The 13,324-nt window shown below is 52.6% G+C and carries 10 protein-coding genes; 8 read left to right on the plus strand and 2 right to left on the minus strand.

Going from position 1 to position 13,324, the window contains the following annotated elements:
* The first annotated feature begins 101 nt into the window (after window positions 1–101).
* On the plus strand, window positions 102–530 hold the full coding sequence (locus tag PXG97_RS01560) for a nuclease A inhibitor family protein (RefSeq protein WP_276495955.1): 429 nt from the start codon (window positions 102–104) through the stop codon (window positions 528–530).
* A 3-nt stretch (window positions 531–533) separates the two neighbouring features.
* Here the strand turns inward: PXG97_RS01560 and PXG97_RS01565 are convergent, their stop codons facing one another.
* Entirely contained in the window at window positions 534–1,988 is a 1,455-nt protein-coding gene (locus tag PXG97_RS01565) for a phytoene desaturase family protein (RefSeq protein WP_276495956.1), read from the minus strand.
* A 98-nt stretch (window positions 1,989–2,086) separates the two neighbouring features.
* Between PXG97_RS01565 and PXG97_RS01570 the strand changes: the two genes are divergently transcribed.
* The 4 genes from PXG97_RS01570 (at window position 2,087) to PXG97_RS01585 (ending at window position 5,660) form a co-directional block, all read left to right on the plus strand.
* Entirely contained in the window at window positions 2,087–2,917 is an 831-nt protein-coding gene (locus PXG97_RS01570) for an SDR family oxidoreductase (protein WP_276495957.1), read from the plus strand.
* Between the two features lie 110 nt (window positions 2,918–3,027).
* A complete protein-coding gene (locus tag PXG97_RS01575) occupies window positions 3,028–4,251 on the plus strand; it encodes a BaiN/RdsA family NAD(P)/FAD-dependent oxidoreductase (RefSeq protein ID WP_276495958.1) in 1,224 nt (407 codons plus the stop codon).
* 81 nt (window positions 4,252–4,332) lie between these two features.
* Window positions 4,333–4,782, plus strand: a complete 450-nt coding sequence (locus PXG97_RS01580; RefSeq protein WP_276495959.1) for a ferritin-like domain-containing protein — start codon at window positions 4,333–4,335, stop codon at window positions 4,780–4,782.
* Between the two features lie 98 nt (window positions 4,783–4,880).
* Entirely contained in the window at window positions 4,881–5,660 is a 780-nt protein-coding gene (locus PXG97_RS01585) for a DUF6544 family protein (RefSeq protein ID WP_276495960.1), read from the plus strand.
* Window positions 5,661–5,923: 263 nt separating this feature from the next.
* On the opposite strand, the gene PXG97_RS01590 is transcribed toward PXG97_RS01585, so the two are convergent.
* Window positions 5,924–7,738, minus strand: coding sequence for a DEAD/DEAH box helicase (locus tag PXG97_RS01590; protein WP_276495961.1), 1,815 nt, complete (start codon window positions 7,736–7,738; stop codon window positions 5,924–5,926).
* A 654-nt stretch (window positions 7,739–8,392) separates the two neighbouring features.
* Here PXG97_RS01590 and PXG97_RS01595 point away from each other — a divergent pair.
* The 3 genes from PXG97_RS01595 (at window position 8,393) to PXG97_RS01605 (ending at window position 13,121) form a co-directional block, all read left to right on the plus strand.
* The gene (locus PXG97_RS01595; protein ID WP_276495962.1) at window positions 8,393–8,929 is read left to right on the plus strand and encodes a hypothetical protein; all 537 of its coding nucleotides are present in this window, start codon (window positions 8,393–8,395) and stop codon (window positions 8,927–8,929) included.
* Window positions 8,930–9,096: 167 nt separating this feature from the next.
* Entirely contained in the window at window positions 9,097–12,495 is a 3,399-nt protein-coding gene (locus PXG97_RS01600) for a UvrD-helicase domain-containing protein (protein ID WP_276495963.1), read from the plus strand.
* Between the two features lie 191 nt (window positions 12,496–12,686).
* Window positions 12,687–13,121, plus strand: coding sequence for a VOC family protein (locus PXG97_RS01605; protein ID WP_276495964.1), 435 nt, complete (start codon window positions 12,687–12,689; stop codon window positions 13,119–13,121).
* Window positions 13,122–13,324 lie beyond the last annotated feature (203 nt).

Genomic DNA, 13,324 nt, shown 5'->3' on the forward strand with positions numbered 1-13,324 from the left:
AGGTCTATCGTTTAAGGTTATGCGGCTATACGTAACCGAATCTTTATAAAGATAAGTATAGGCCTGAACTCATACTTCATTCGTCTGAAAAATAGAGTAAAATGAACAAAGCACAACTAGAGCGGGAATTGATGCAGGCGGTGGACGGGCTGCTGCTGCAGAGCGAGATAGAAGCCCCTTTTGAATTTGTTTTCGTGGAGTTGCCGCAAGGGCAGCAGCTAAAGCCTGACGACGTGGTGGAACACGCCGGCAAGCCCTCGGGCATGGCCGTGAAGATACAGACACTGGAGGAATTTTTCAGCCAGCTGCAGGGCCTTGGGTCTGACGTGAGAGAAAGCACCCCGGAAGGCAAAGCCGCATACCAAGAGCTAACCGACACGCTTCAGCGGCTGCTGCAGGACATAAAGGTGTACAGCATCACCCAGATCGGTACGGAGGCTTACATCTTGGGCAAGGCAGACGACAGCAACTATGCCGGCCTGCGCACCATGCTGATTCAGGATGAGGCGACGGTGAAGGAGGAGGAGTAGCCGCTAAAAGTGGTCCTGTAACAGTTTGTTGGCGGCAATGATGCCGCTCAGGCACACTCCCGGAATACCCTGGCCGGGGTAAACGGTATCGCCGCACAGGTAGGCGCCGCGATGGTCGAGGCGGGCATCCTTCATTTGCCAGGGCTTTATGTGCCGGTACTGCGGATAACCGCCCACCGCCCCGTAGGCCCTTTTGGTCCAGAAGATCCAGCTCCCGGGTGTGGCTGACTGCACACCAAGGATACTTTCAGGAGAAAGGAGACGATGCTGCACCAGCGCATCCAATATAGCCTGCTCCAGTTTTCCTTTGTCCTGGATTAAGTGTTTCTGCCGGTGATGGATGTGCGTGCTTATACTTGCCACCATCTCGCCTCTGGGTGCCCTTAGCCCATCCTCCGGATGGCTAAAGCTGATGAAAAAGCTTTTGCTGCCGATTTCCGGCAAGCCCTGCGGCACGTGCACTTGGTGGTGCAGCACCTCCTTTGCCTCCTCCTCCCGCAGCACCAGCGACATGGTGAAGGCTCCGTTTAGCTGCCCGCTCTCCAGCAGGTATGGCCTTAGCCGCGTCTGCACCCTCTCCTCCTGAAAAAGCTGTAGCGTGTTGTTCAGCGGAACGCCCGAAATAACAAACCGGCTCTCTATCGTGCCTTTATTCGTGTGTAGCCGATACCCCTGGGGCAAGGTCTCGACCTGCAGTACCTCCTGGCCATACTTTATGGAGGATCCCTTTGACACGATATACTGTTCCACCGGCTTTACCAGGTTGATCAGCCCGCCCGGCACATAGTAGTTGCCATACAGGGTATAACAAAGCGCCGTGGCACCGAACAGTTCATTCACCTCCGGCACGTAGCTCTGCGCCGTTATCAGCAGCTGCTCGTTCACAAAGTCTACAAAAAGCCTGTTCTGCAGCAAATCGTAGCGGCGCAGGACCGCCTCCATGGTTCGGAAAGCCTTTGGCAGCAAGCCCAATTGAGAAGGTCTTGCGCGTAGGGCCGAGAGCAGCAGGTCCTTCAGGTTGGAGAAAGGAAAGCTTTGCTGCTGCAGCGAGGTTCGCCATACCTGCTGGCTTACCTGGTAGCAGTGCTCCCAAAAAGACCGTTGGTTGTACGTGCCAAACACCCGCTCCGCCTCTATGATCCAATCCTCCAGGTGGTTGTACCTTGTCAGGATCTGGCCGTTAGGCAGGTGCACCTGCATGGGTACTTTTAGGCGCTGCGCCGGCACCCGAATGCCGGTTTTGTCCAGCAGGTAGCGCAGCGGCATGTGCTCATCCAGCCCTACCAGCGTCGTGGCACCTGTTTCGAACCAGTGGCCTTGGCGTTTGTAAGACGTGGCGCAGCCGCCGGGGTATTTTGCCTGCTCCAGCACACACACCCTCAGCCCGTGGCTGGCTAACAGGGCCGCTGCCGTTAGCGAACCAAAACCGGAGCCGATAATCGCTGCATCGTTCGTCATTTATACCTTTCTTTGTGACACTTTTACCTGGACTATTGCCATTCATAACCAAACGGCTCGCGTAATGTTGTAGAAGTGTACTATCGAAACAGTTAAAAATGGAGGAGAAACGAACGATCAGCATCATGGGATGCGGCTGGCTGGGGATGCCGCTGGCAGAACGCCTTATGCAACATGGCTATGCCGTAAAGGGCTCGACCACCACCCCGGAGAAAGTGGACGTGCTGCTGGAGAAGGATATCCAGCCCTACCTGCTCGACCTGGACAGTGAGTTGCTGGACAAGCCTGCCCTGGCGGACTTTCTGGATACTGATACCCTGGTGCTCAACATCCCGCCCCACCTCCGCTCTGACGGCGGAGAGGCCTACTTCAGCCAAATGCGCCTGCTGCTCAAGTTCCTTATAGAGTCACCGGTAAACCGGCTTCTTTTTGTTTCCTCCACCTCCGTTTACCAGGATCTGAACCGTGTGGTCACCGAAGACGACATCAGCTTTACTGAGGAGCTTGACCCTGACAACATGCTGCTGCAGGCGGAGCGGCTCTTTCAGGACCGCGAGGACTGGGTGACGACGGTGGTACGCTTTGGTGGTTTAGTAGGTGGGCAACGCAACCCGGGGCGTTGGCTGGCAGGCAAAACGGGGGTGCTCGATGGGGATGCTCCGGTTAACCTCATTCACCTGGATGACTGCGTGAACATCCTCTACCGCATCATAGAGCAGGAACGGTGGGGCAAAGTATACAACGCCTGTGCCGACGGGCATCCGCCCCGTAGGAATTTCTACACTTCCACAGCCATGGCTATGGGGCTTGAGCCACCGCAGTTCGAGGATATGGAAGCGACAAAATTCAAGCTCATCAACAGCCAGAAACTGAAAGACGATTTGTCTTACACCTTTGTATACCCCGAGCCTATGGCTTTCTTTTCGTAGCTTTGCAGGTTCAAGGGTTGAAAGGCGGCATCGCCCGAGGTTTGCGTTGCCCTGGTGCAGGCCACAGCCTGTTTTACCGTTCAGCCTTAAAGCTATAAAGATACACATTCATGCAGATAGCCGTAATCGGTGGCGGGGCCGCAGGCTTTTTTGGGGCTATAGCCAGTGCGGAGGCAAACCCTCAGGCCAAGGTGCTGCTCCTGGAAAAAACAAACAAGCTGCTTTCCAAGGTACGCGTGTCGGGCGGCGGGCGCTGTAACGTTACCCACCACTGCTTTGTACCCACGGTGCTCTCGCAGTATTACCCGCGCGGCGGCAAACAGCTGAAGGAGGCTTTCAAGGTGTTTGGGGCCCGTGAAACGGTGGAGTGGTTTGATAGCCGTGGCGTAAAATTAAAAGCCGAGGCTGATGGCCGCATGTTTCCGGTGACAGACAGCTCTGAGACAATCATAGAATGCCTGCTGCAACAGGCTCGTAAAGCCGGTGTACAGATTAGAACCGGCGCTGGCGTGGAAAGCATACAGCCAGTGCAGGAGGAAGAGCAGGCCTTTTTTATACTTTCCCTCAGCAACGGCGAGCGCATCAAAGCAGACAAAGTGCTGGTAAGCACCGGCGGCAACCCCAAGAGCCAAGGCTATGGCTGGCTGCGCAGCCTGGGACACCCGATACAGGAGCCGGTGCCATCGCTGTTTACCTTCAATGTGCCTTCCTCCCCCCTGAAAGAATTACAGGGGGTTTCTGTGCCGCATGCTCGGGTGCGCATCGCAGGCCAGAAACTAGAGTACGAAGGGCCGCTGCTCATCACCCACTGGGGCTACTCCGGGCCAGCCGTGTTGAAGCTCTCGGCTTGGGGGGCACGCCACTTCTACGAGCAGAAGTATAATTTTACAGCCCTCATACAGTGGGTGCCGGAGCATACGGAGGAAAGTCTGCGTGAGCAGCTACAGCAGTACAGGCTGGCGCACCCAAAGAAAACCGTGGCCAGTAACCCACTCTTTGGCCTGCCTCAGCGCCTTTGGCAGGGGCTAACGCAGCTGGCCGAAGTGCCGGCCCAAGCGCGTTGGGCAGAACTCCCCGGCAAAAGCACCAACAAGCTGGTGGAGGCGCTGCTGCGCATGCCGGTGCCGGTAAACGGCAAAACCACCTTTAAGGAAGAGTTCGTGACATGTGGCGGCGTAGACCTGAGGGAGGTGAACATGAAAACCATGGAGAGCCGTGTGCAGCCCGGTTTATACTTTGCCGGTGAGGTGCTGGACATCGATGGCATCACCGGGGGCTTTAACTTTCAGGCGGCCTGGACCACAGGGTACCTGGCAGGTAAAGCCATGGTATAATTTTTTGTGTCAGAGCCTTTTTGGCAACCAAACCACAGCCATATCAGTATTACTGAATATTAGATCAAAACTGATAAAACTATGGAAATTAATAAAGAAGTGCAGTCTACTGTACACCATTTGATAGAAAGATGTAAAGACGGCGCCAAAGGCTATAAAACAGCCTCGGAGGACGTGGAGGATCAGGACCTAAAGGACCTGTTCCGCAAGTATGCCGTGCAGCGCGACAGCATGATTACAGAACTACAGGACCAGATGCACCGGATGGGCCACACCGACGATGAGTCCAGCTCCCTGGAGGGTACCCTGCATCGTGCCTGGATCGACCTGAAGTCTGCCTTAAGCTCTAAAGACCGAGTACGTGTGCTGGAAGAGTGTGAGCGTGGAGAAGACTATGCTGTAAAGTCCTATCAGGAGGCGCTTGAGAAAGACCTGCCAAGCCAACTGAAGCAGATCGTAGAGCAGCAGTACCGCGATGTGAAGAATGCGCACGACCACATTCGTTCCCTCCGTGACGCTGCCAAAGGATAAGCCTTACGTTATAGCACCATAAAGTATAAAGGAGTCCTCAGTGGCTCCTTTTTTTGTACCTCACCCTGCCAAACCAGTCTAACTCTACAGCTTAGGAGATGTCATTAAGAAAATTGTTCGACCTGGAGGCCCGGCAGGCACTCTCAGAGCTTCCTCAGGATGAAGTAGCGCAGGAAGAAGCATCTGCTTCGCTTCCTGAACCGGTAAAAGCTTATCTGAACCACTGCGGGTATACAGGCAAGCCTTCCGTTACCAACTTCTATATCCTCTATGAGCATGCCCAGATCAAGCTGCAGCCAGAAGGAAAGTGGATGGCGTTGGATTGTGTGCAGTTCAACTGTGTGGCCCCTGCCACCAGGCTAGCCCTGATGCAGGCAAAACTGTTTGGCCTTGTTCCGTTCGGGGCCAGAGACAAATACCAACATGGGCTGGGGAACATGCTAATCAAGCTGGCCGGCATACCCGTCAGCAATGCCCGCGGAGACAAAATGAATCAGGCTGCCCTGGTGACCTTTCTCGCTGAAGCGCCACTGCTCCCGTCGGTTTTCCAGCTGCAGCACACCCACTTGCAGGAGGTAGCCCCTGATCGGGTACGGGCAAGCATCACAGATGCCGGCATGACCGTGCACGGAGAATTCCGCTTTAACAGCCGGCACGAGATCACCTCATTCAGAACCCATGACAGGTATTACTCAAAAGACGGTAAGGAATACCACAACTGGGAATGGTCGGCTCTGCTGGACCGGTACAGGGAGTTAAACGGCTATGTTATACCTACCGTGACTCGTGCTGTCTGGCATATGCCCGATGGGCGGGACTATGAGTACTTTCGGGCAAGTATAAAAGAGATAAGGCATAACATTACCCGTATGCCATAAAAAAGAACAAGGGTAACATCCGTCTGATGTTACCCTTGTCTAATCTAACTGCGTTAGCAGTCAGCTTAATCTTCCAACCTTTTTATGATACTCTTTTAACGGGCAGGTTAAACAAAGGTTATACTTTCGTAAACTATTTTTAATCAAAAAAGCCGTCTCGTGGAAGACGGCTTTTTCTTCAAGCTCGGAAGGTTATCGCTTCTTGCGCTGATTACATTTATTTATACGCACCCTAAATGGGGGTGTTTCAAGAATAAATAAGATTAAAATCTTCTTTTGCGGAACCCGCCGCCACCTCTTCTGTCACCGTCACGGTCGCCGCCGCTGCGTCTGTCCCTGAAGCCGCCTCTATCACGGTCGCCGCCACGGAATCCTCCGCCTTCGCGGAAGCCGCCGCCTCTTCGGCCACCTCTGTCACGGTCTCGGTCACCGCCGCCGCCAAAGCCAAAGTCTTCCTTGTCGCCGCGGCCTTCTTTCGGGCCTGAACCTTTTTTCTGCGATTTCTCAACGATCACCATGCGTCCGTCATACTCCACACGGCCGATGCTCTCCACAATCTCAGCAGTGTACTCGCTCGGCACCTCCACAAAGCTGAACTTGTCGTACAGGTCGATATCGCCCACACGGCCTTCCGGAATGCTGGAGTTCTGAGAAAGCAGGTCGATCAGATCGCGTGGGTGCACGCGGTCCTTCTTGCCAATGGTGATGAACAGGCGGTCCATGCCTTCTTTGGTAGCTCCCAGGCCTTTTTCAGCCTCAGCGCCTTTTTCCTTCACCTTTTGCTCTTTCAGGCTCATTTTAAGGAGCGCGGCAGCCAAATCAAGCGGCGTGTAGCCTTCTGTCTCGTTCACAAAGCGCTCAATGCGCGCCACGTGCTTAGCCAGGTGTCCTTTCTCCAGCACTTCCTTCACTTTATCAAAGAAGATATTGGTGCGGATCTCGTTCACGTCTTCCAAAGACGGCACTTGCTGCAGCACGATCTTGGCTTTGGTGTAGCGCATGATGTCTTTCAGCTTATAGCCATCTGAGCGACCACCCACGAAAGAGAAGGCCTTGCCAGATTTACCGGCGCGGCCGGTACGGCCAATACGGTGCACGTAAGACTCCTCGTCCTGCGGCAGGTCGTAGTTGAACACTGCCTCTACGTTCTCCACATCCAGGCCACGGGCTGCCACGTCAGTGGCTACCAGTATCTCCAGGGTGCCGTTGCGGAACTTGTTCATTACCGCAGAGCGCTGGTTCTGGTTCATGTCGCCGTGCAGTCCGTCGGAGAAATAGCCACGCGCCTGCAGGCCCGTCACCAGTTCATCCACCATACGCTTGGTGTTGCAGAAAATAATCACCGACTTGAGGTTATACATATCCAGCAGGCGGGACAAAACCTCCTGCTTGGCGCTGTTGCGCACCTCAAAGTAAGACTGGTCGATATTTGTCACCGTCAGCTCCTGGTGTACCACCTTCACGAGCACCGGGTCTGTCTGGTAGCGCTTGGTCATCTCCATGATAGGCTTCGACATGGTAGCCGAGAAGAAGATCGTCTGGCGGTCTTCCGGGATGCGCTCCAGCACGTACTCGATATCCTCACGGAAGCCCATGTCCAGCATTTCGTCTGCCTCGTCCAGGATGATCTTGTTTACTTTATCCAGCACCAGGGTGCCGCGGTTGATGTGGTCCATCACACGGCCTGGCGTACCGATCACAATCTGCACGCCTTGTTTCAGGGCGCGCAGCTGGCGGTCGTAGCTCTGGCCACCGTAGATAGGCACCACGCTGATGCCCTGCTTATACTTTGCCAGTTTTTGGATCTCGCCAGATACCTGGATAGCCAGCTCGCGCGTAGGGCACAGGATAAGGGCCTGTACGCTGCGGTTGCTTGGGTCAATGGATTCAATGGTTGGGATGCCAAAGGCGGCGGTCTTACCAGTACCCGTTTGGGCCTGGCCAATGATGTCTTTACCTTCTAAAACAACCGGGATTGCTTCTGTCTGGATGGGAGAGGCTTCTTCGAAGCCCATGTCAGCGATAGCACGCTGTACTTCCGGCGAAAGCGGAAGTTCTTCAAATCTGATTTTGTTCATCTAAGTTATTATAACTGTACATCTGGAGGCAGCCTGCTAATCAACCATTCTCTGCAATAAAGAGAGCGACAAATAAAAAACAACTTAGGTAGCCAACAATGTAGTAACCAGTTATCTGTAAATCAGACTGAATCCAAATCAAGCTGCAAAGGTAGCTTTTTTATATAACAAATACTACTAAACCACCAACATTACTATAAGATCACATTTGGACACAGAAACACAACTTTTACCCTCAGAATCAGCGCCTTCACATAATTTCCAAATCAAAATATGTATACTTAAATTATTGTTTTAAATTACGCCTTTATTTAAAATTATTATTGACAAAAGGCAACTCATTAAATAGCCACTCGTTAAATCAGTATATTAGCTAACAAAATAGGTATATTGACTAACGATTAGATAATTTGTAGAATTAATTTAATTGGACTAGCGTAGTATAATCACACCAGCACAAACTTTTAGCCAGCACCTACCTCTTCGACATGGGTTTTCAGTCGAAATTTTGCACTGCCGGGCACCGGTTTTGCGAAATCACACTACCTACAATTATGTATCGCTATGAAATACAACCACATGCACGTTTGTGGCTCACGTGTGGTCTGAAAAAAAATATATGTAAAAAATCCTTAATTCCTTAAGCTTATTACTATGTTGCACTTCTCCAAAATCTCAACAAAAGGCAAAGATTTTAACATCATTGCCTCAGGGGCACTGGCCTTTAAAATTCACAACAAGATCCTGAAGGATGAGACCTTTCATAAAGGGGCTAAGGTCAGCCGCAACATGCTGCTGGGCAGTGCGCCGGCCAAAGCAATCAATGCCGACCGTCGGAATGTCTTTTATGTCATTCTCTCTGATGTTGACAGAACCAATGTAGAAGCCCTGTGCAGCCTGATTGCCCAGGAACGTAAAAAGGGTAGCTATGCTGTGTGCCAGGTTATCCCGCTGTACTATAACGAGCTTTCCTTTAAGGCCCTGAAAACTCTCCGCCAGAGCTTTGATGAGGTGATTGAGCTGAACAAGTTTAACCTGGGCAGCAGCAAAGCGCTGATGAGCGCCGAGCAGCAGCGCTGCCTCATCACCGACTACTCCCTCTCCATGGCCCGCATCATGTACCATGTGTGCATCAAAGACTTTACACCTATTACACCGGAGCCAAGAGGCGAGTTGGTGTATGCTGGCTAAAGAAGCTTACTGTTATAAATAGCATAGAGGCCTCTGCCCCACTTCGGGCAGGGGCTTTTTCTATACTGCAGCTAGAGAAACACTTACGTTTTTATGCTAAAATTATTAGCCAAACACTTGATAAGTGCGCCCCCAAAGGTGTATCTTTAATGTATAGATACAATGCGATGCCTTCAGTTTTCAAGATTTACTCCTCCTCGGCCGGCTCAGGCAAGACCTACAACCTGACAAAGGAATACCTGAAGCTGGCGCTACATACTTCGGACCCTGACTACTACAGATCGGTGCTAGCCATTACGTTTACCAACGATGCCGCCGCCGAGATGAAGGAGCGTATACTTGGTGCCCTTCGCAACTTTAACGACAAAGGGATTTCAGAGAAAGAGCAGCAGAAAAGCGAAACCCTGCTGCAGCAGATCACCCAGGAGCTGCAGGCAGAATATCCTGAGGAGCAGCTAGACAAGGAGGAGGTGCGGAGGCGAGCAGCGGCGCTTTTCCGCCAGATCCTCTACAACTACTCCGACTTCAGCGTGAGCACCATCGACAGTTTTGTGAACAAGATCGTGCAGGCTTTTACCCGCGAGCTCAACATCCCGCAGAACTTTGAGGTGGACCTGGACTCCAACACGTTGCTGAGCACGGCCGTATCGCTGCTGCTCGACAAGGTGACAGACTCAAAAGAAGACCTGCTCTCGCAGACGCTGGAGCAGTATGCGCTGGAGAAAGCGCGCGAGGGCAAAAGCTGGACCCTGCTGCCCGACGACCTGATGGACTTTGCCCGCAACCTCTTGAACGAGCAGGTCTACGAGGCCATCACCGATTTGCAGCAGCTGAGCCTGGAGGACTTTAAGGAAGTGCGCGAGCAGTTATACTTAGTGCAACAGCAGGTGGCCGAAACGGTGCAGGAGGCGGCGCAGCAGGCCGTGCAGCTCTTCGAGCAAGCCGACGTCTCCCCTGCCGACCTCTACCAAAGTACCCGGGGCATCTGGTCCTACTTTAACACCTGGCTCAAAACAGTAGATCTGAACTATGGCAACAACTACGCCCGCCAAACGATTGAGGACGATAAATGGTATGCCGGCAAGGCCTCCGCTTACGCCAAAGCGCAAATAGAAAGTATAAAACAGCCGCTTACCGATTTATACTACCACATCGAAAGTATAAAGGCCCAGTATGCCGCCACCTTTACGCTGGTGCAGCAGGTGGTGCCACACCTGTATAAAGTATCGCTGCTAAACGAGCTGGAGAAATGCCTGCAGGAGATCAAGCTGGACAAAAACACAGTGCACATCTCCGAATTTAACAAGCGCATCATCGATATTGTGCTCAAAGAGCCGGTGCCCTTTATTTATGAGCGCCTGGGCGAAAAGTACAGGCACATCCTGATTGACGAGTTTCAGGATACCTCGGTGCTGCAGTGGAACAACCTCTTGCCGCTCGTGGACAATGCCCTGGCCTCGGGCCATTTCAGCATGGTGGTGGGCGATGCCAAACAGGCCATTTACCGCTGGCGCGGCGGCGAGATGGAGCAGATTCTGCACCTGTATAAAAACTCCACGCGCCAGCTCTACGAAAACCGTCGCCACGGCCCCCTTATCAGGGAAAGGTATGAATCGGTGGACCAGGCACTGCAGCCGCAGAACCTGAGCGTCAACTACCGCAGCCGCTCCGAGATCATCGACTTCAACAACGAGCTCTTTACCTTCATCAGCCAGGGCCACCCGGAGTTTGGTATGTTCACCTCTATCTACGACAAGGACTTTGCCCAGCAGGTACCTACCGGCAGCGATAAAAGCGGCGGCCATATCCAGGTCCTGTTCACGCACGACGATGACCTGAACTATAAATATGACCTGAACAGCTGCGAACGCACGGAGGATTTTTATGAGGGCTACGCGCACAAAGAGCTACTCACCTACGATGAAAGCACACTGAACATGGTGCTGCAGCTGGTGCAGCAGGCGCTATCCGAAGGATATGGGTTACAGGACATCGCCATACTTTGCCGCACTAACCAGAAGAGCAAGCTTATTGCCAAATTCCTGAAGGAGCGCAAGTATGACATCATCTCCCAGGACTCACTTTCGCTGCAGTTTGCCGAGGTCATCAACCTGATCATTGCCATGTTCCGGGTCTTCAACCGCCCCAATGATTCATTGGCTAAATCAGAGGCCTTGTACCTGGTCTGCAAAGTATCGCTGGGCGTGCTACCGGATGTGGAGATGACGAAGACTATTGCCGATATTGCCAACGACAAAGAGAACCAGTCTTTCTTCGACCAGCTGCGCGTGTTCGGCCTAGATGTTCAGGAGCGCGAAACGGGCAACCTCTCCATCTATGAGCTAACGGAGAAGCTGATCCGCATTTTTGATTTGCTGGGCAAGAATAACGAGAGCGAATACCTTTTCCGCTTCCTGGACCTGGTGTTGGAGTATAGCCTCAAGCACAGCAACAACCTCAATAACTTCCTGGCTTACTGGGATGTGCAGAAGGAAAAACTGAGCATCAACACGCCTAAAAACCGCGACGCCATCACCATTACCAGCATCCACAAGTCCAAGGGCCTGGCTTACCCCATCGTCATCATTCCGTTTGCTGATTGGAGCACGGAGCCGAAGCGGGGCTCGCTCATGTGGAGCGCTTTGCCGGAGGAGGTGAGCGTGACCGGCAAACTACGCAGCGTGGCAGTTAACATAAGTTCCAAACTGGAGAATACCACCCTGGCCAAACAGTACAGCACCGAGATAGAGAAAACCTTTATTGAGAACCTGAACATGCTTTACGTGGCCTTCACCCGCCCCGTCGACCGGCTGTACCTGATCGGCAATGCCAAGGACCTGCTGGAGGAGCGCAAGGCCCCCAAGCTGGACGGACAGGCCAGAAACGTGAGCCATATTCTATACCGCTACCTGGTGCACAAAGAGCTATGGGCGTTCGGCCAGCACTGCTACCAGCTGGCACAGGGCAGGCCCCAAAGTATAAATCATCGCCCTACCAACGAGAAAGCTTACTTCCTCGATCACCTGACCTCTGCCGACTGGGAGCAGCGCCTGAAGATAAAGCAGCACGCCAACAATGTGTTCGACTTTGAGACGCAGACCGTACAGCGCCAGCAGAACCGTAAGCTCCACTACGCCCTGGCCCGCATCGCCTTTGCCCAGGAACTGGACAAGGTGCTGCGCCAAATGGTGTACGAGGGCATCATCAGCGAGCGCGAAAAGCCGGAGCTTAAGCAGAAACTGACGCAGGTGCTCAAGCATCCGAAGCTAGGCCGCTACTTTACTAACCAGGTGGTAGTTGAGCATGAGAAGGAAGTACTCGATGCCCGCGCCTACCTCTACAAGCCTGACCGCATTGTTTTCGACGGGGAGGCCGTGGTGCTGATCGAGTTTAAAACGCCGCCACCTGAGCCGGAGCACAAGTATAAGCTGGACCATTACGCCGTGCGTTTCCGGCAGCTCGGTTACCAGAACGTGAGGTGCGTGCTCTACTATTTCGAAACAGAGGAGGTGAAGGAGTGGCAGTACGGCGGCAAGAAGGCAGAGCAGTTGGGGCTGGAGCTGTAAGCAAAGTGTCCCCTTGAGGGGACTACGGGGGTGTAAAGGCAATAATAAGAAACTTGCACAAAATGTAAACTCCCCTCTTACTCCCCTCAAGGGGAGAGTTGGGCTTTACTATGATGATGTTTTAAGTGTAGATAACAAATAAAACCTGAATACCCCTCCTTTTTTAGGAGGGAACAAAGGGGGAGGTAACCATGGAACAACGATTAACACTGATCACCTTGGGCGTGCGAAACCTGCAACGCGCAAGAGAATTTTACCAGAACGTATTTGGGTGGCAGCCTACGGAGAGCGACTCAGAAAGCATTGTTTTCTTTCAGCTGAACGGCATGCAGTTGGCGCTCTTCCCGCAGGAGTCGTTGGCTGACGATGCAGGTGTACCATCGGAAGGAAGCGGCTTTAAGAAATTTACTTTAGCTTATAACGTACGCTCGGAGCAAGAGGTGGATGAGCTGGTAGCGCATTTGGAACAGAAAGGCGCTACAGTAGTAAAGCGCCCGGAGAAAGTGTTCTGGGGCGGCTACAGCAGCTACATCTCCGACCCGGACGACAACCTGTGGGAGATTGCCTATAACCCGTTTCTGCTTCCCGATGAGCCGAAAGGACACCGGCATACTTCTATTCATTAAAGGTCAGGATCTACAGGATTTTAAGATGTACAGAATTAACCTACCTGACACAGGTGGAGGCTTTCACCAGAGGTAAAAAGTAATGGTACTCTCATCCTGAAAGAATCTTGGACTGGAGGGCTAAGTCATTGGCGAATCTCAAACAAGATCTTTTAGAATGACATAAAAGTTAGTCTGTACATTCAATCACTCATTCACCCATT

This window comes from Pontibacter litorisediminis (assembly GCF_029360645.1).
GTDB classification, from domain to species: Bacteria; Bacteroidota; Bacteroidia; order Cytophagales; family Hymenobacteraceae; genus Pontibacter; species Pontibacter litorisediminis.

Bases quoted from the DNA above. Each gene is read 5' to 3' on its own strand.
- PXG97_RS01560 (WP_276495955.1), top strand. From the start codon at position 102: ATGAACAAAGCACAACTAGAGCGGGAATTGATGCAGGCGGTGGACGGG.
- PXG97_RS01590 (WP_276495961.1), bottom strand. From the start codon at position 7,738: ATGAACAAAATCAGATTTGAAGAACTTCCGCTTTCGCCGGAAGTACAG.
- PXG97_RS01605 (WP_276495964.1), top strand. From the start codon at position 12,687: ATGGAACAACGATTAACACTGATCACCTTGGGCGTGCGAAACCTGCAA.
- PXG97_RS01600 (WP_276495963.1), top strand. From the start codon at position 9,097: ATGCCTTCAGTTTTCAAGATTTACTCCTCCTCGGCCGGCTCAGGCAAG.
- PXG97_RS01580 (WP_276495959.1), top strand. From the start codon at position 4,333: ATGGAAATTAATAAAGAAGTGCAGTCTACTGTACACCATTTGATAGAA.
- PXG97_RS01595 (WP_276495962.1), top strand. From the start codon at position 8,393: ATGTTGCACTTCTCCAAAATCTCAACAAAAGGCAAAGATTTTAACATC.
- PXG97_RS01585 (WP_276495960.1), top strand. From the start codon at position 4,881: ATGTCATTAAGAAAATTGTTCGACCTGGAGGCCCGGCAGGCACTCTCA.
- PXG97_RS01575 (WP_276495958.1), top strand. From the start codon at position 3,028: ATGCAGATAGCCGTAATCGGTGGCGGGGCCGCAGGCTTTTTTGGGGCT.
- PXG97_RS01565 (WP_276495956.1), bottom strand. From the start codon at position 1,988: ATGACGAACGATGCAGCGATTATCGGCTCCGGTTTTGGTTCGCTAACG.
- PXG97_RS01570 (WP_276495957.1), top strand. From the start codon at position 2,087: ATGGAGGAGAAACGAACGATCAGCATCATGGGATGCGGCTGGCTGGGG.